The organism is Adhaeribacter terrigena (genome assembly GCF_016623615.1).
GTDB classification, from domain to species: domain Bacteria; phylum Bacteroidota; class Bacteroidia; order Cytophagales; family Hymenobacteraceae; genus Adhaeribacter_A; species Adhaeribacter_A terrigena.
Genome location: NZ_JAEHFX010000001.1, coordinates 402,006 through 420,738, shown reverse-complemented (window position 1 = coordinate 420,738; position 18,733 = coordinate 402,006). Strand labels below are relative to the sequence as shown.

At 47.0% G+C, this 18,733-nt stretch carries 14 protein-coding genes; 8 read left to right on the top strand and 6 right to left on the bottom strand.

Features of this window, described 5'->3' with window-relative positions:
* Positions 1-684 precede the first annotated feature (684 nt).
* Complete coding sequence (locus tag I5M27_RS01715; protein WP_317193535.1) at positions 685-3,642, top strand: M16 family metallopeptidase; 2,958 nt, start codon at positions 685-687, stop codon at positions 3,640-3,642.
* A gap of 104 nt (positions 3,643-3,746) precedes the next feature.
* Here the strand turns inward: I5M27_RS01715 and I5M27_RS18770 are convergent, their stop codons facing one another.
* The 4 genes from I5M27_RS18770 to I5M27_RS01695 all read right to left on the bottom strand — a co-directional run bounded on the left by I5M27_RS18770 (position 3,747) and on the right by I5M27_RS01695 (position 9,052).
* The gene (locus I5M27_RS18770) at positions 3,747-4,478 is read right to left on the bottom strand and encodes a response regulator transcription factor (RefSeq protein WP_317193534.1); all 732 of its coding nucleotides are present in this window, start codon (positions 4,476-4,478) and stop codon (positions 3,747-3,749) included.
* A gap of 237 nt (positions 4,479-4,715) precedes the next feature.
* On the bottom strand, positions 4,716-6,935 hold the full coding sequence (locus I5M27_RS01705) for an NADP-dependent isocitrate dehydrogenase (protein ID WP_200504301.1): 2,220 nt from the start codon (positions 6,933-6,935) through the stop codon (positions 4,716-4,718).
* Positions 6,936-7,726: 791 nt separating this feature from the next.
* Positions 7,727-8,347 (bottom strand): phosphoribosyltransferase, encoded by a 621-nt coding sequence (locus I5M27_RS01700; RefSeq protein ID WP_200504300.1) that lies wholly within the window; start codon positions 8,345-8,347, stop codon positions 7,727-7,729.
* Between the two features lie 63 nt (positions 8,348-8,410).
* Positions 8,411-9,052 (bottom strand): dienelactone hydrolase family protein, encoded by a 642-nt coding sequence (locus I5M27_RS01695; RefSeq protein WP_200504299.1) that lies wholly within the window; start codon positions 9,050-9,052, stop codon positions 8,411-8,413.
* Positions 9,053-9,232: 180 nt separating this feature from the next.
* Between I5M27_RS01695 and I5M27_RS01690 the strand changes: the two genes are divergently transcribed.
* On the top strand, positions 9,233-9,766 hold the full coding sequence (locus I5M27_RS01690; RefSeq protein ID WP_200504298.1) for a CopD family protein: 534 nt from the start codon (positions 9,233-9,235) through the stop codon (positions 9,764-9,766).
* 152 nt (positions 9,767-9,918) lie between these two features.
* On the opposite strand, the gene hemN is transcribed toward I5M27_RS01690, so the two are convergent.
* Positions 9,919-11,289, bottom strand: a complete 1,371-nt coding sequence (gene hemN, locus I5M27_RS01685) for an oxygen-independent coproporphyrinogen III oxidase (protein ID WP_200504297.1) — start codon at positions 11,287-11,289, stop codon at positions 9,919-9,921.
* Between the two features lie 221 nt (positions 11,290-11,510).
* Between hemN and I5M27_RS01680 the strand changes: the two genes are divergently transcribed.
* The 6 genes from I5M27_RS01680 to clpB all read left to right on the top strand — a co-directional run bounded on the left by I5M27_RS01680 (position 11,511) and on the right by clpB (position 18,017).
* On the top strand, positions 11,511-12,182 hold the full coding sequence (locus tag I5M27_RS01680; RefSeq protein WP_200504296.1) for a hypothetical protein: 672 nt from the start codon (positions 11,511-11,513) through the stop codon (positions 12,180-12,182).
* Positions 12,183-12,346: 164 nt separating this feature from the next.
* Positions 12,347-13,030, top strand: coding sequence for a deoxyribonuclease V (gene nfi, locus I5M27_RS01675; RefSeq protein ID WP_200504295.1), 684 nt, complete (start codon positions 12,347-12,349; stop codon positions 13,028-13,030).
* Positions 13,031-13,100: 70 nt separating this feature from the next.
* Positions 13,101-13,592 carry a hypothetical protein gene (locus I5M27_RS01670; protein WP_200504294.1) on the top strand — a complete coding sequence of 164 codons (492 nt, stop codon included), beginning with the start codon at positions 13,101-13,103 and terminating at the stop codon, positions 13,590-13,592.
* A 96-nt stretch (positions 13,593-13,688) separates the two neighbouring features.
* A complete protein-coding gene (locus tag I5M27_RS01665; RefSeq protein WP_200504293.1) occupies positions 13,689-14,480 on the top strand; it encodes an SDR family NAD(P)-dependent oxidoreductase in 792 nt (263 codons plus the stop codon).
* Between the two features lie 200 nt (positions 14,481-14,680).
* Complete coding sequence (locus I5M27_RS01660; protein WP_200504292.1) at positions 14,681-15,256, top strand: hypothetical protein; 576 nt, start codon at positions 14,681-14,683, stop codon at positions 15,254-15,256.
* 142 nt (positions 15,257-15,398) lie between these two features.
* A complete protein-coding gene (gene clpB / locus I5M27_RS01655) occupies positions 15,399-18,017 on the top strand; it encodes an ATP-dependent chaperone ClpB (RefSeq protein ID WP_200504291.1) in 2,619 nt (872 codons plus the stop codon).
* 56 nt (positions 18,018-18,073) lie between these two features.
* Here clpB and I5M27_RS01650 read toward each other — a convergent pair whose 3' ends face one another.
* A complete protein-coding gene (locus tag I5M27_RS01650; RefSeq protein ID WP_200504290.1) occupies positions 18,074-18,667 on the bottom strand; it encodes a T9SS type A sorting domain-containing protein in 594 nt (197 codons plus the stop codon).
* Positions 18,668-18,733: the final 66 nt, after the last annotated feature.

The following is an 18,733-nucleotide window of genomic DNA, read 5'->3' as shown; positions in this document are numbered from 1 at the left end:
AAGGATTGACAGGACTTCCTTAAAAGAATTGCCTTCGAAAAAAAATGGCCTTCGAACGCGCAGCGGAGAGCGATCCACGAAAGACGAAGAACTACCAGCATAATTTGCGCTTACGGCAGCAAATTATGCCGCTTGCATAGCCACTAAGATCTACTATCTAGGCACTGTTCGGATCGCTACAAAGAAGAGAGAGTATCACGGTGTTTTTTTGTCAACAAACTGTTTGAGCGGTCAGCGAGTTTTTGTTGACTTGACTTTTTTGGTTCTTTTTGTGTCAAGACAAAAAGAACACTAAAGGAAGTTAAAAGCTATTTCAGCCAATGATAAAAGGTAGAAAGCCAGCTATAAAAAACGGTATCCTTTTGAGGCAAAAAAGTCAATAGCAAACCAAACTACCAACTGTAATAGATCCCCCCTATTGTCGGGATGACAAAGAAAAACGGTATGCTTTGTAGCTAAAAAACTACCATCCGACAATGAGATCCTTCCCTAGCGCTCCCCGAAATGCTTCGAGAAAGGCAGGCTGACAAAATAACGCTATCTTTTTCCGGATGAAAACTGAAAACATCTTACCGTTCGGAATGTACCAAAACGGGCAATTTTATAGTGTTTCCTTTACAAACCGGCATAATATATTATATTTGACCTGTTAAAACCTTCATCTCTTAAACCGTAATAACTTCCGTGAAAAAACCTATTTATCTGGGTTTAGTGCTGGGCACCATGCTCTTTACGCAGTGTAAAACCACTGAAACCCAAAATAAGGCAACTTCTGCCACCACTACTACACAGCCCGCCGAGAAAACCTATACCTTCGAAAGCGTGCCCGGCGATTCGCTGAAAGCCCGAATCTATACCTTAGATAACGGCCTGAAAGTGTATATTACGCAGTACAAAGATGCACCGCGTATTCAGACTTACGTGGCCGTGAAAGCGGGTAGCAAAAACGACCCGGCTAATGCCACCGGCCTGGCGCACTACCTGGAGCACATGGTGTTTAAAGGCACTTCCAAACTCGGCACCCAGAACTGGGCCGCCGAAAAAGTAGAGCTCGATAAAATTGAAGCCCTTTACGAGCAATACCGCAAACAAACCGATCCGGCCGTTCGCAAGAAAATTTACCACCAGATCGACAGCGTTTCGGGCGTAGCGGCAAAATATGCCATTCCGAACGAATACGATAAAGCCATGAGTGGCCTGGGCGCCAAAGGTACCAACGCGTACACATCGGTTGAGCAGACCGTGTACGTAGACGATATTCCGGCAAACGAAGTAGAACGCTGGGCGATGGTGCAGGCCGAACGTTTCCGCGAAGTAGTGCCGCGTTTGTTCCACACCGAGCTGGAGGCAGTTTACGAAGAGAAAAACCGGACATTGGACAACGATTTCCGCAAGGTTTACGAAGCCATGAACACTGCCCTTTATCAGCAGCATCAGTACGGCACGCAAACCACCATCGGAACGATTGAGCACCTGAAAAACCCTTCCATTACCGAGATCAAAAATTACTTCAACAAATACTATGTGCCCAATAACGTAGCTATTTGCTTGAGCGGTGACTTAGATCCGGAACAGACGATTCGGACGATAGATAAATATTTTGGCAGCTGGAAGAAACAGGATGTTCCTGCTTTTAAAGTAGCCATGGAAGAGCCGATCACCGAGCCGATAAAACGCGAAGTAATGGGACCCGATGCCGAAATGGTGATGATGGGCTTCCGCTTTCCGGGCGTAAAAGAAAAAGATGCCCTGGCTTTGCGCATGATAGACCGTATTCTGAGCAACAACCAGGCGGGCTTAATTGATATAAACCTGAATCAGAAACAAGCCGTTCTGAACGCAGCTTCTTTCGCCGACATCAACAACGATTATTCTTCGCACATGCTCTACGCTTCGCCGCGCCAGGGCCAGAAACTGGAAGATGCGCAGAAATTATTACTCGGCCAGATCGACCTGATCAAGAAAGGTAAATTTGCTGACTGGCTGATCCCGGCCATTATCAACAACGAAAAAATTGACCGCATGAAGGCTTACGAAAGCAACTCTTCCCGCGCCGATGCTTTCGTTACTGCTTTTGTGGCCAACATGGACTGGAAAGATTACGTGAACATGGATAACCAATTCGCGCAGCTTACCAAGAAAGACATAGTAGATGTTGCCAACAAATACTATGGCAATAACTACGTGGTGGTTTACAAACGCAACGGCAAAGATGCTAACGCACAGAAAGTTGACAAGCCTGCTATCACACCGGTGCCGGCTAACCGCGGCGTAGAATCTGAATTCTACAAAACCGTAATGGGCGCCAAATCGAATGCAATTCAGCCGGTTTTTGTAGATTACAAGAAGGACATTCAGCAACTGAACATGAAAAACAATGTTCCGGTGCTTTACTCCCGCAACAAAGAAAACGGTTTGTTCGAGCTGTACTATATCCTGGATATGGGCACCAACAACGATCCGAAACTGGGCCTTGCGGTGAACTACCTGAAATACCTGGGCACCGATAAACTTACGGCAGAAGAAATGCAGCAGGAATTCTACAAACTGGGCTGTTCTTTCGATGTATTCTCGTCGCAGGACCAGGTTTATATTTCGCTGCGCGGCATGGACGAAAACTTCGATAAAGGTTTAAGCCTGTTCGAAAACTTCCTGAAAAACGCCAAACCAGATAAAAAAGCCCTGAAAGACCTGGTAGATGGTACGCTGAAAGAGCGTGATGATGCCAAACTTAGCAAGCAGATCATTCTGAGCCAGGGTTTGGTGAACTTTGCGAAATACGGCAAAAACAACCCGTTCACGAATGTTATTCCGGAGAAAGAACTGAAAAAGGTTAAGCCGGAAGAACTGGTTAGCATGATCAAGAGCATTCCGACGTACGAGCACCGCGTGCTTTACTACGGTCCGCGGGAAGAGAATAAACTGGTTTCAACGCTGAACGACGTACGTATTCTACCGGCTACTTTAAAAGCGGTTCCGGCCGAAAAAGTATTCAAGGAGCAGGATATCAAGCAAAACAAAGTTTACTGGGCAGATTACAACATGGTGCAGGCCGAAATTATCTTCCTGACCAAAGCCCAGAACTACAACCCGGAAATGGTGCCAACTGTGCAGCTTTATAACGAATACTTCGGCGGCAACATGGGTTCTATCGTTTTCCAGGAACTGCGTGAATCGAAAGCCCTGGCTTACTCGGTAAACTCCCGCTACAACAACGCTGCTAAAAAAGACCGCGCCAACTACATCATGTCTTACATTGGTACGCAGAGCGACAAACTGCCGGAAGCCATGGCGGGCATGGATGCTTTATTAGCCGAAATGCCGGTTGCCGAAATGAACCTGCAAAACGCGAAAGCTTCGATCCGCAACAACATTGCTACCGAACGCATTACTAAATCAGGCATTCTGTTCAACTATGAGCGCGCCAAGAAACTGGGTATCGATTACGATATTCGCCGCGATATTTTCACGAGCGTAAATTCCATGACCATGGATGACGTGAAGAAATTCCAGGCTGAAAACGTGAAAGGCCAGCCAAAAGCGATTTTAGTAATTGGTTCGAAAGACCGCCTGAACTTTAAAGAATTAGCGAAATACGGCAAAGTAGAACAACTGAGCCTGAAAGAGATCTTCGGTTACTAAAACGGTATCGATTTTCGCTTAAAAAGTAAAAAGGGAAGTTGCAGCAGCAGCTTCCCTTTTTGTTTACAGCACTTTTTGGCGCCTAAACCATAGCGTTTTACAGATCAGATCAGGTCGTAGGCGAGCGCAAAACGGATGAGTTCGGCGAGATTTTTTACGCCTAATTTATGCTTGATGTTTTTGCGATGCTGCTCTACGGTAGCTTCAGAAATAAAATTCTGTTCGGCGATATCTTTGTTTTTTAAGCCCAGTGCCAATTGCGCGAGTATCTCTTTTTCGCGTTTGGTTAAGCGGGCCAAAAGGTGATAATTTTTAGAGGCAAACAGGTTCTCTTCCAGCAAGCGGTTCATTTTATTAACTACCGCGGTCATATCGTTCACCCGGTTGCCTACCATGATCATTTTCTGGAAAGCGCCCGGCGTATTTTTATCGGTAATAAGTTTGGTGGTCATGTGATACCATTCGTAAGGCGAATGCTGATCGGGCCGGACGCGCTGGTAAAAACTATTCACCCGGCTGCCATCCCCGGATTGGATCAGTTCGGTAGCCATTTTAAAGATCTGTTTAATCTCGCCGGGCTCAAAAAACTCCGTAAAATACTTTTCACCCAGTAAATTGAGTTGCTCCGAAGTATGCCGGAGCACGCTGCAGCCGGCATGGTTCATGTAGTCGTTCGTTTTGCAGATAAAATCGTCGATCAGCATTACCCCCGGAATCAGTTCGCCGATCTCAGTTATGGAATATCGTTTCTCACTCAGTTGCTTTTCCAGCGAATAGGTTTGTTGCTGAAGGCATAAGGCAGTCTGTTTCTGCGACAAAGTTTTATCCGTTGACATGCTTGCGATTGTTAAATTCTACACATATGCAAGGGTGAGGCGTTTAGGATAGGCACTACGGAGCCCATACAAGTCTTAAAAATAAGCTTTTCAAAACAAAATCCAATATTATATCAAATAATATTATTTTCAGGAATATACCAATTCTTTCAGGGTGGGGTTTCGGGTGCAGGTAAATTAAAAAAAGCTGCCCGAAACAGATCAGACAGCTTTTTTAGATTTTAAATGAACCGGAAATTAACCGATCAAAGCATTCAACGTTTCGGATGGACGCATGGCTTTTTCAACTTTAGCAGCATCCGGATGGAAATAACCGCCCATTTCTACTGGTTTGCCTTGCGCGGCAATTTGCTCCTCCACGATCTTGTTTTCGTTTTCCGTCATGGCTTTGGCCAAAGGTTCGAAGGCAGCTTTCAGTTCGGCATTTTTGGTTTGCTCGGCTAAAGCCTGCGCCCAATATAAGGCCAAATAGAAATGCGAACCGCGGTTATCGATGCCACCCACTTTACGCGCCGGCGACTTGTCTTTTTCCAGGAACTCGGCGTTGGCTTTGTTCAGGGCTTCGGCTAATACTTCGGCTTTTTCGTTTTTGGTTTTGTAAGCCAGATCTTCTAATGAAACGGCAAGCGCTAAAAACTCACCCAGGGAATCCCAACGCAGGTAGTTTTCTTCCTGGAACTGCTGTACGTGTTTCGGGGCAGAACCACCCGCACCGGTTTCGAACAAGCCACCGCCGTCTAAAAGAGGCACGATAGAAAGCATTTTAGCCGAAGTACCAAGCTCTAAGATCGGGAACAAATCGGTTAAGTAATCGCGGAGCACGTTACCGGTTACAGAAATGGTATCCTTACCAGCTTTGGCTCTTTCGCAGGTATAGCGCATGGCTTCTACCGGGCTCATGATCTTAATTTCCAGGCCGTTCGTGTCGTGATCTTTCAGGTACTGGTTTACTTTTTTGATCAGCTCAGCATCGTGGGCGCGGTTTTCATCTAACCAGAAAATGGCCGGTGTGTTGGTAATTCTGGCGCGGGTTACGGCCAGTTTCACCCAATCCTGAATTGGCAGATCTTTGGTCTGGCACATTCTCCAGATATCGCCTTCTTCCACGTTGTGCTCCATTAAAACGTTGCCTGAAGCATCAGAAACGCGCACTTTACCGGCTTCCGCGATCTGGAAAGTTTTGTCGTGTGAACCGTATTCTTCAGCTTTCTGGGCCATTAAACCGATATTCGGCACGGTTCCCATGGTTTTCGGATCGAAAGCGCCGTTCTTTTTGCAGAAATCAATTACTTCCTGGTAAATGGTGGCGTAGTTGCGGTCCGGAATCATGAATTTGGTGTCGTGCGATTTGCCGTCGGCGCCCCACATCTGGCCGGAAGTACGGATCGCGGCCGGCATGGAAGCATCAATGATCACATCGTTCGGGAAGTGCAGGTTGGTGATGCCTTTGTCAGAATCTACCATGGCTAAAGCCGGCGCATTGTCGTAAACCGCTTTGATGTCGGCTTCAATTTCAGCACGTTTTTCCGCAGCCAAATTTGGCAGTTTGTTGTACAGGTCGCCCAAACCATTGTTCGGATCAAAAGCAATTTCTTTGAAGGTAGCCGCGTGTTTTTCGAATACCGGTTTGAAGAAAACGGTAACCGCGTGACCGAACATGATCGGGTCGGAAACCTTCATCATAGTTGCTTTCAGGTGCAAAGAAAGCAGCACACCTTTCGCTTTGGCATCAGCAATTTGGTTGGCGTAGAATTCACGCAGGGCTTTGGCGCTCATGCGGGACGCATCGATCACTTCGCCGGCTTTCAGTTTCAGGCCTTCTTTTAAAGTGGAAGTATTGCCGGAGTTGCTAACGAATTCAATTTTCACTTCCATAGCGTTTTCTATAGTTACCGATTTTTCGGACCCGTAGAAATCGCCGTCCTGCATGTGCGAAACGTGGCTTTTAGAATCGGAAGACCATTTGCCCATGCTGTGCGGATGCGCTTTGGCGTATTGTTTCACCGCATCGGCCACGCGACGATCGGAATTCCCTTCGCGGAGAACCGGGTTTACCGAGCTGCCCAACACTTTGCCATAACGGGTTTTGATCTCTTTTTCGGTATCGTTTTCCGGGTTAGCCGGGTAATCCGGGATGTTGTAGCCCTGGCTTTGCAGTTCTTTAATTGCGGCTACCAATTGCGGTACCGAAGCCGAAATGTTCGGTAATTTAATGATGTTCGCTTCCGGCGTTTTCGCCAGTTCGCCTAAGTAAGAAAGGTCGTCGTTCACTTTCTGATCTTCCTTCAGGTTTTCCGGGAATGTAGCCAGAATGCGGCCTGCCAGGGAAATATCGCGGGTTTCTACCTCGATGCCGGCAGCCGACGTGAATTTCTTTACGATAGGCAAAAACGAATACGTGGCTAAAGCCGGCGCTTCGTCGGTAATGGTATAGATAATTTTGGTGTTTTTGGTCATAGTTTAATGAATTATGAGTTTTTGGCTACGAAAGCATAGCGTTTTCTCTTTTAAAGTTTCCTTAAAACCCGCCCGGGCAGATTGCAGCAAGAACGGTTGGCAAATATAAAAGGAGTTTTTGGAATTGGCGAAGCGGGAGGATTTTAAATTGCATGAGGGAGTTTTTCAGCGCTGAAGCATAGCGTTTTTATTATCTCATCCCGACATGAGGAGGGGTGTATTTAAGCTAAGAAGAAAGCTGGCTATTGAGTTTTTATGTTCGAAAGGATACCGTTTTTCATAGTCAGCTTTCTACTTTCAACCTTTAATGGTTTAATTTCATAGTTGATTTTCTCCCTCAAGCCGGGTGGCTTCGTTTAGCTACGCTGAATCTTCGATTTCTGCGTTCGCGGCTGCAACCTTACCTGCCCTACCGGGCTGGCTAAAGCCACCGGTAAGCTTGGAGGCCGCTCTCACAGAAACTGTTGTCATACACCTCCGTCGTCAGCTTCTTTTTAGTTTAGTTTTCTCGCATAACTTGATTTTCAGGGAACGCTTCGCTGGCGATAGGCGTGAAATCTTATTTATTGAAAATCCTGCCCATCCTATAAATCCCTGAAATCGTGTTCAGATGTAATTGGCATCTGCTTCAGCTGACGGTATTACAGAAGGAAAAGCTCCCTCCTGAACAGTCGCAGATCCCGGTGGCTTTCGGGAGGGAGCTGAGATGGTTGACCACAGTATCTGTTCAAGGCCTTCCATGGTTTTTTGCTATAGAGGTGGGTCAATTCCGTAAGTTCTAAAATTCTGATTCAGAAAACAATATTTCCTTTCAGCGCTGAGATCACTTCTTCGTCGCTTACCTGTTGAAATTCTTCGTAGAATTGCCCTACGGCGTAGAAACCGGGCGGGGCTAATAAACAGATCAGTTCATCTACCAGCGGTTCGAATTCTTTAATGGCTGAAGGCGGGGCCACGGGAACGGCTACTACCAGTTTTTTTGGTTTCTGCTTTTTTACCATTAAAATGGTTGACATCAAGGTATGGCCGGTGGCAATGCCGTCGTCTACCAGAATTACGAGTTTGTTGTGCAGGTCGGTGGGTTTGTGGCTGGCCATAAAAAGCTGGTAGCGGCGCTTAAGTTCTTCCTGAATTTTCTGCGTTTCCTTTTCGATGTATTCACGTGGAACAGCCAGACTTTCGTTTACTTCTACGCTATCCATGCTTACGGCGCCAATGGCAAATTCCGGATTTCGCGGATGCCCGATCTTTTTAGAAAGAATTACTTCTACCGGGAAACCGAGTTCTTTGGCAATATAGGCCCCGATCGGAACGCCGCCGCGCGGAATAGCCAGCACTATCCCGTCTTCGCCCTGGTATTTACGCAAGCGTTCGGTTAATCTTTTGGCGCCATCCTGTCGGTTTCGGATCATGGTTTTGCGGGGTTAAGATTGAAGATCGGGTAGCTTTTAACGTTCTATATTCCGCGTAATTTGTTAAAGATATTTCTTAAACCAGGCAGCGGCCTGTTCGGCAACCTGCTCCAAAGTGCCTGGTTCTTCGAATAAGTGCGTGGCACCGGAAATTAATTTCATTTCTTTGGTGCCGGGCATCTGGTCATAGGCTTGCTGGTTTAGTTCTATTACCTGCCCATCGTTGCTGCCAACCAGTAAAAGCACCGGCGCACTCACGTTTGGCAAAACCGGAATGGCCATATCGGGCCGGCCGCCGCGACTCACTACTGCTTTCACTTTTTTGCCTAAAACGGCCGCCGCACCCAAGGCCGAGGCCGCGCCGGTACTGGAACCAAAGTAACCGATGGTAAAATTGCTTGTATTTTCATTTTCAAAAACCCAGTTCGTAACGGCTACCAACCTTTCGGTTAACAAAGGAATTTCGAAACGTTTCTGGTAATCCTGATCTTCTTCGGGCGTGAGCAGATCGAATAAAAGCGTGGCAATGCCGTGTTCCTGTAAAACCTTGGCCACGTAGCGGTTGCGCGAACTCAGCCGGCTGCTGCCGCTGCCATGCGAAAAAATAACGAGTCCCGAAGCCTTTTCCGGAATAATGAGATCGCCGGGAAGCGTAAATCTGCCAACTGAAATGGGAATGGTAGCGTTAAAAATTTCTGAAGCCATAATGCTCAAAGTTGAAAGTGCCGGAAAACGTGTCTGCAAAAGAAACAGCCGGAATGGGAATTGGTTTGCCGCGGCGATAGTTTTCAGGCATAAAACCCTACCGTTTTGTATGGCTACATTTCTGCCGGAAAATCCGGTAGTAATTTCTAATTTTGAACTTCTAATTTCTAATTACCTGAAGTGTATTTATACGTAAAAGCCCTGCACATCATTTTCGTGGTAACCTGGTTTGCCGGGTTGTTCTACATTGTGCGCCTGTTCATTTATTTTGCCGAAGCCGCCGACAAACCCGAGCCCGAAAAATCGATCCTGCAGACGCAGTTTAAACTCATGCAAAAACGGTTGTGGTACGGCATTACCTGGCCCTCGGCCATTCTCACGCTTCTTTTCGGCGTTTGGATGCTTTATTTGTACACCGGTTTTCAAAATATTCCCGGGTGGCTCTGGCTGAAAATTGCGTTTGTGGCCGGCTTGTTTTTGTACCAGTTCAGCTGCCAGAAAATATTCAGACAGCAGCAAAACGACCTGGTAAAACAAACTTCCACGCAGCTGCGCATCTGGAACGAAGTAGCCACGCTTTTCCTGTTTGCCATCGTTTTCCTGGTGGTGCTCAAAAGCAGCTTAAACTTTATCTGGGGCGTAGTAGGGCTGGTTTTGTTTGGCGTGATTTTAATGCTGGCGATCCGGATTTATAAAAAACTGCGTACTTCCTGAAAGGGATTTCAACCAAAGCATAAAACAAAAACGCTATACTTTTTCACTTGAAAAGTATAGCGTTTTTGTTTTAAACCAGTAGCGTAGAGTTTAAACCCTACGCTACTGGTTTGACAATTAACAATCAGCAATCAACAATTTAACAATTAAACCTAAACCGCCTTGCTGAACATTTTTTCCGGCACGCTTCCCTCCTGATTAACCGCATGCATTTTCACATCGAAGGCGTTGCAAATGTTGCGGATAAAGCGGTTACCCAGCGGCGTAACTTGTAAACTACCATGCCCCATGGTGATCAGCCCGTCGGCCTGCAGTAAAAGCAGTTTTACAATGGTTTTAGCACACAAAGCATCGGCAGGGCTCCAGGTGGTTTTACCGGTGCAGGCTACTTCCAGAATGTGCTTCCGCATTTCCACGTCTTCGGTAGTGCAGAAATAGCCTTTCACAATTGGGAGTTCATCCATTTTCAAAAGTGCATAATATTCTTCCACAGTTTTCACATTCTGCATATACCCAAAAAAAGCATCGCTGATGGCCGAAACGCCTAACCCGATGAGCAATTTGGTATTGTTGGTAGTGTAACCCATGAAATTGCGGTGCAGGCGGATTTCCTGTTTGGCTTGGTACAGATCGTCTTCGGCTTTGGCAAAATGATCCATGCCCACATCGTGGTAACCGGCTTTTAACAGCATTTCGCGGCCCAGTTCATAAAGCGCAAACTTCTCTTCATCCTGCGGCAGATCTTCTTCCGAATACGCGCGCTGCGATTTTTCTTTCCAGGGCACGTGCGCGTAAGAGTAAAACGCAATGCGGTCGGGCTGCAAAGTAATTACCTGCTCAAAGGTATCTTTTATGCTTTCCAGCGTCTGGAACGGAAGGCCATAGATCAGGTCGAAATTCACGGAAGTATATCCGGTTTCGCGCGCCATTTCGGTACCGTTTTTCACGTTCTCGAAAGGCTGCATGCGGTTAATGGCTTGTTGTACTTTCAGGCTCAGATCCTGCACGCCGTAACTTACCCTTCTGAACCCCAATTCATACAAAGCCTGCAAATGTTCGCGGGTGGTGTTGTTGGGGTGCCCCTCGAAACTGAATTCGTGTTCCGGGTGAATTTCGCAGCCTTCCAGCAGTTTGGTTAGCAGGGTGGCCAGGTTTTCGGGACTGAAAAAAGTGGGCGTGCCGCCGCCTAAGTGAATTTCCCGGATAACCGGCCTGTCTTCCAGCACTTCGCGGTACATGGCCCATTCTTTCAGAATTGCCTGCAAGTAAACCGGTTCTACGGCGTGGTTTCGGGTAATGCGTTTGTTGCAGCCGCAATAGGTGCAAAGGCTTTCGCAGAAGGGCAAATGCAGGTATAAACTAATGCCTTCATTGGTATTGGTAGCCTGAAACGTATCTTTTACCGTTGTTTTCCAGCGTTTTTTGTCGGGCGCAGCATTGTCCCAGAACGGAACGGTAGGATAACTGGTGTAGCGCGGAACGGGCTGGTTGTATTTCTCGATCAGTTGTTTAAGTGTGTTCATCTTTGTGCGGAAGATTTGTACATCACAAAGGTCTTGATTACGCTTTTGTTATCAGAAAGTGCCCGTCAGCCGAAAGCATGATCTTTGTCATTTTTCTTTTTTCTTGCGGCTGTACTTCCGGTTAAAAAACGGTAGGGTTTTAAAGCGAAAAAGTGGCAACCGGCAATTTGGTTTAACTACTTTGCATATTTAACCGTACCAAAGCTGCAAACCCTTTCGCCATGAAGATCAGATATTTATTTTTTCTGCTTCCCGCCCTGCTTTTGGCCTGCGAAGGCTCCGACCAGATCGAAAACCGCTCGCAGGACCAGGAAAGCACTGCCGCCAAATCGCCGCCTGGCCACGACGAAATAGATGGGCGCGACACGATAAGAGCCAAAGCACAAAGCGAATTCGTAACCTTTTTCACCCAGTTTCAGACGGCGGTTTACAACGAAGATGCCGATGCCTTCAACCATTTCATGGATTCGGAACGCGGCGTTTATATCATTGAAAACCCGGGAGCCATGCCCAAAATGACGCTGGTAAAAGACATCCGCAACTTTAAACGTGACTTTCAGCAACAATCGTTTTTCACCATAAAAGACGGGCTGCAAAGCTGCAAATTAAAAGAAGAAACCCTGCCCACCTTTAACTGCGAAGGTCAGACCGGCGGCAATACCGGTTACAGCAAAGAAGGCTGTTTTGTAGCCGATGCCGAAGCTTTCCGCAAAACAGAAATGCACAAATACGCCAGCCTGCCCGAAAACGAACTGAAAAACATTGAAAAAACCTTGCCGCTTGTGCAAAAAACCGTCGTACAAACCGCCACTTCCTACCAGTTCCACTTCGGCCAGATTAACGGCAAATGGAAAGTGCTTTTCATAGACCTGAGAATTCCGTGCAGCGCGTAGTTAATTTGAAGATTTGGAGATTTGGAGATTTGAAAATTTGGAAATGAACCTAAAGTTTTAAAAACATATCTTTTTCCCAAAAACTTAATTCTTCAAAAACAATTAGGAGGAATTTTCAGTAACATTTTCAAATCTTCAAATTTCCAAATCTTCAAATTAAAACGATGGCCTGGTACCAGCAATATCCTGCTCCTGATCCCGGACTGGTAAAAACGCTTACGGCGCAGCAAAACGACATGCGGCAAAAAGTGATCATCCAGAAACCGGATTTTGAGCTCAAAACCATTGCGGGCTGCGACTCTTCTTTTATCGGCGAAAATATTCTGTCGGTATTTGTGCTTCTGAGTTGGCCAAGCTTGGAGATCCTGGAAAAAGTGTACCATTACGATGTCGTGGAACTGCCTTACATTCCCGGTTTTTTAGCGTTCCGCGAAAGTCCGAACCTGCTCAAAGCCTACGAAAAACTGCAAACCAAACCCGACCTGATCATGGTAGACGGCCACGGCATTGCGCACCCGCGAAGATTAGGAATTGCCAGCCAGCTCGGCGTTTTGCTGAATAAACCAACCATGGGTGTAGCCAAGAAGATCCTGGCCGGGAAATATGAAGAACCCGGTCCGGAAAAAGGCGCTATTACGCCCATTATTCACCAGCACGAACACATCGGCAACGTATTGCGCACCAAGGAAAAAGTAAAGCCGGTGTTTGTTTCGGTGGGACATTTAATGGACCTGGAAAACGCTACCGAAATTGCCTTGAAAACTGCCCTCAAACACAAACTTCCCGAACCAACGCGTCTGGCCGATCATTACGCCGAAGTTTTTAAAAGCGACGTACGGGAAGCGTAACCGCATTCCGCAGCTCTTGGTTTTAGCAAAAGAATTTGTAGTTTGCTTTTCAAACCCAACCTTATAAACCATGGAAAACTACGAAACTGCTGCCGCCACACCCCTGCCGGAAGAAACGCTGCAAGTAAACGCCCCGATCAAAAACTACCTTTCCGAATCGGCTAAATGGGCCAGATTTCTGGGCATTGTAGGTTTTACCTTTGTGGGTTTTATGGTGGTCGGGGCTTTTTTCATGGGCACTTTTATGAATTTTTTGGGCCGGAATCAAACCTATGAAGCCGGCGATAATCCCTTTGCTTCGGGCGCGGCTTCGCTGGCCATGGCGGGTTATATTTTACTCCTGGCGCTGCTTTATTTTTTCCCTTCGCTTTATTTGTATCAGTTCGGCACCAAAACCCAAAACGCCCTGCGCCGCAACGAGCAATTCGATCTTACTGCTGCTTTCAGTCGCCTGAAATCGTTTTTTAAGTTTTTCGGGATCCTGACGGCCGTGTTCCTGGTGCTTTATGGCGCAGGACTGCTCATGATGCTGGTATTTGGCGCCTTTATGAACGGACGCTGAATAACCACCTTACCAAACGCAACACAAGCTTAACAAAACTTTTAACGGGCCGGACAGTAAAAAGCAAACGTCTAACCTTTAAAACCGACCTTGCATATGTCTTCAACTCAAACCGTTTTAATTACCGGTGCTTCCAGCGGCATTGGCTACGAACTAACCCGCTTGTTTGCCCGCGATAATTACAAAATTGTAATGGTAGCGCATTTTGCCGGAAAACTCGAAGGCGCAGCTCACCAGATCCGCAACGAATTTCCGCAGGCCGAGATCATGACCATTCCCTGCGACCTGAGCCAGCCCGGTAGCCCGGACCAGCTTTTTGCCGAAACTCAGCGCCGGAACCTGGAAATAGAAATTCTGGTGAACAATGCCGGCTTTGGCGAGCACGGTTTCTTTGCCCAGACCGATCTGAAAAAAGAACTGGAACTGATTCAGTTGAACATTGCTTCGCTTACCCATTTAACCAAATTATATTTGCCATTCATGCTCAACCGCCGCTCCGGCAAGATCCTGAATGTAGCTTCCGAAGCCGCTTTTATGCCTATTCCGCTGCTTTCAGTTTATGCGGCCAGCAAAGCGTTTGTACTTTCTTTTTCCGAAGCGCTGCAAAACGAAATTCAGGATACGGGCGTGCAGCTAACCATCCTTTGCCCGGCCGCTACCGATACCAACTTCTTTAAAGTAGCCGGCGCCGAAAACACTAAAGTTGCTCACAGCGATCTCGATTCGCCGGTAGATGTGGCCAAAGCCGCTTACGAAGGTTTAATGAAAGGCGAAAAGCGCGTGCTGCCCACTACCAAAGCAAAAATGCACGTAACCCAGGGAAATCTGATGCCCGATTCCATGCTTGCCAGCCTCATGCGCAAACAAATGGAACCGGTCGACAAATAAAAAACGCTATGGTATTCACCTTAAAAAGTCTGGTTTACGCCAGACTTTTTTTGTGCCTTCCCTACCGCTTTTATCTTTTCTGAATTTAGAACGTAATGTTGCAAAAACGCTATGGTTTTACGCTGAAAAACTCCCGAAACAGAGCAAGAGAAAAAATCAGCGTAATTCAATAATCCGTTCAATCAGCGATCAAAACTACTATGGAAAATCTCCGGCAATTCAGCGGCGAAAACGAAGCCGAAATCTGGCAGCAAATTGCCACCGACATGCAACAGCAAGGCGAAATACTAACCTATAGCGCGCAGGTAAAGCAGCAAAATTACGAGGTTTATTTCGACATAGACATTGATCTGGGCGGCGGTTTTGAAGGCGGTTTTGAAACTACCACGTTTATGGCACCGGTAGAAAACTCAGCCCTGAAATTTCACCTGCACCCGCAAAACTGGCTGAACGAAGTGGGCAAAATGCTGGGCATGGAAGACGTGGAACTGGGTTATCCCCGGCTCGACCAGGCCTTCATGATAAAAGCCAATAACCCGGCCGCTTTAAAAACGATCTTCACCGATGAGTCCATCCGTCAAACGCTGCTCAAATACCCCGACTGCGAACTAAAACTAAGCCACGAAACCGACGAACCCGGCGCCCGAAACCTGCTCACCTTCAGCCTCGACCTTGCGATTACCAATCCGGAAGACCTGCGCGAAATTTATAGTCTGATGCTACAGTTATTAAAGAAACTGGAAGAACCAAATTACACAGATTTTGAAAACCTGTGAGGTTTAATCCAGCCAAAAAGTCTGACTCTCTTTTTTAAGACCACAACAATAGCTGTCATTTTTTCCGGATTTAAACAATTTATGCCTTTGGAAAGTAGTTTGCTAAACGTTCAGAAACGGTATCATAAAACGGAGAAAAACTATGAACTTTAATAATTATACCATCAAATCGCAGGAAGCCATCCAGAAGGCAACCGAGATTGCCGGCGGCAACCAGCAACAGGCTGTAGAAACCGGCCACTTGCTCAAAGGCATCCTGCAAACCGACGAAAACGTTACGTCCTTTCTCATTAAAAAGCTGGGCGTAAACCAGAACATCCTCAACACCCGGCTCGACCAGATCGTGGCGGCTTACCCGAAAGTGAGCGGCGGCAGCCCGTATTTAAGTAACGCGGCGGCAGCCGCTTTGCAGAAAGCCACCAATTACCTCAAAGAATTTAACGACGAGTTTGTAACCATCGAGCACATGCTGCTGGCCATCATGGCGGGCTCCGATAACGTGGCTTCGCTCATGAAAGACGTGGGTTTCAACGAGAAGCATTTAAAGGCAGCGATCAAGGAATTGCGCGGCGGCGAAAAAGTAACCGACCAGAACGCCGAGGCCAAATACAATTCCCTGAAACGCTACTCCAAAAACCTGAACGAAATGGCCCAGGCCGGCAAGATCGATCCGGTGATTGGCCGCGACGAAGAGATCCGCCGGGTTTTACAGATCCTGAGCCGTCGGAGCAAAAACAATCCGGTTTTACTGGGTGAACCAGGCGTTGGAAAAACGGCTATTGTAGAAGGCTTGGCCCAAAGAATTGTATCCGGCGACGTGCCTGAAAATCTGAAATCGAAAACCATTTTCTCCTTGGATATGGGTTTGCTCGTGGCGGGTGCGAAATACAAAGGCGAATTCGAAGAAAGGCTGAAAGCGGTGATCAAGGAAGTGGTTGATTCCGAAGGCGAGATCGTGCTTTTCATCGACGAAATTCACACCCTGATTGGGGCAGGTGCCGGCGGTGAAAGTGCGATGGATGCGGCCAACTTACTAAAACCAGCATTGGCCCGCGGCGAACTGCACGCCATTGGCGCGACTACGCTTAAAGAATATCAGAAATACATCGAGAAAGACAAAGCGCTGGAACGTCGTTTCCAGTCGGTAATGGTGGATGAACCGAATATTCCGGATGCTATTTCAATTCTGCGCGGGATCAAAGATAAATACGAACTACACCACGGAGTCCGCATTAAAGACGATGCCATTATTGCTGCGGTAGAACTTTCGAGCCGCTACATTTCTGACCGTTTCCTTCCGGATAAAGCCATCGATTTAATGGATGAAGCGGCCGCGAAACTACGCATTGAGATCGATTCGTTACCCGTGGAACTCGACGAATTGAACCGCCGCATCATGCAACTGGAAATCGAGCGCGAAGCCATCCGGAGAGAAAATGACAAAGACAAAGAAGCAAACCTGAGCCGCGAAATTGCCGACCTGAGCACCAAGCGCGACGATCTGAAAGCGAAGTGGGAAAACGAAAAAGGGGTGATCGGCGAAATTCAGAAGGAAAAAGAAAACATTGAGCAATACAAACTGGAAGCCGAGCAAGCCGAACGCGCCGGCGATTACGGCCGGGTAGCAGAACTGCGTTACGGTAAAATTCAGGAAGCGGAAAAACACCTGGCCGAACTGCAGCAAGCCGTGGAAGAAAACCAGGATTCCAACCCGATGCTGAAAGAAGAAGTGACTTCCGAAGACATTGCCAGCGTAGTTGCCAAATGGACGGGAATTCCGGTAAGCAAAATGCTACAGTCTGACCGTGAAAAACTGCTGCACCTGGAAGAAGAACTAGGCAAACGGGTAGCCGGTCAGGAAGAAGCCATTGCCGCCATTTCCGATGCGGTTCGCCGTAGCCGCGCCGGTTTGCAGGACCCGAAACGCCCGATCGGTTCTTTCATTTTCCTGGGAACCACCGGGGTTGGTAAAACCGAATTAGCAAAAGCCCTGGCCGAATATTTATTCAACGATGATAACGCAATGGTGCGCATCGATATGAGTGAGTACCAGGAACGCCACGCTGTAAGCCGCATGATCGGTTCGCCTCCGGGCTACGTGGGTTACGACGAAGGTGGTCAGCTGACCGAAGCCGTGCGCCGGAAACCGTACTCGGTAATCCTGCTGGATGAGATTGAAAAGGCGCATCCCGATGTATTTAACATCCTGCTGCAGGTGTTAGACGACGGTCGTTTAACGGATAATAAAGGCCGGATCGCGAACTTCAAGAACACGATCATCATCATGACCTCCAACATTGGCGCGCACATCATTCAGGAGAACTTCAGTTTAATGAATGAAGGCAACAAAGAAGAAGTGATCGAGCGTACGAAAGAGGAAGTATTTGAGCAGCTAAAGAAAACCGTGCGTCCGGAATTCCTCAACCGCATCGATGAGCTAATCATGTTCCGTCCGTTGAGCCAGAAAGAACTGCGCAAGATCGTTACCATCCAGTTCAAACAAATTCAGGACCGTCTGGAAGAAAACGGCATTCACCTGGAAGCCACCGGCGAGGTGCTCGACTTTTTGGGCCGCGAAGGCTACGATCCTACGTTCGGTGCCCGTCCGCTGAAACGCGTATTGCAGCGCATGGTGCTGAATGAATTATCGAAAGAGATCCTGGCCGGCAAGATCACCAAAGATTCCGTAGTGGAAGCCGTGCTGGAAAATGACAGAATTGCCTTTAAAAACCTGGACGTAGCTTTTCCGAGACCGGAATAAAAACGCTATGGTTTTAACACAAAAAAGTCCCGCCATGTATCAGACGGGACTTTTTTTTATTCTTTCAGAATTAGTCGTTTAAATGTTTTAGCCTTCGAGGTTAAAAGCAGCAGATATTGGCCGCTTCTAAGCCCGGAAACATCAAAGTATTTAGTTGGGTTTTCAATTTCATAAATCAGTTTACCGCTAAGATCCATGATCTGTGCTTTTTCTATTTTCTCTTTTGCTTCAAGGAAGACCCGGGAAGCTGCTGGAATGGGATATATTTTCAGATCAGCTGGCTCAGTTTCTTCTTTATAACTTGTAAGAACTGTTTGATTTATAAATTCAACATAGTAGTAAAACGGCGCCCTTTCCAGGGTGTCTTTAAGCAACCGTTCGTTACAATTGCATTCGAGTACATATATATCCCGCAATGCCTGATTCCACGCGGCTGGGTACGCCTGAAAAGAATTATAAACCTGATTATTTCTAAAAACGCGGTTCAGGGCTGCATCTGAAGTAATTACGAACCCGTTTCGAATGCCTATTGGCCTGTTTAGTGAATCAGTCAAGATCTCTAATTTCCCCGGCACGTTAGGCCATTGCTGACTGAAACTAATTATACAGGCAAATAAGACGAAGACTAACGTAAAAATGGCTCTTTTCATGTTTTGCTATTTTTCATGGAGAGGCTAATCAGAACACAATTCCTGTTACGAAGGCAAGTTAAGAAA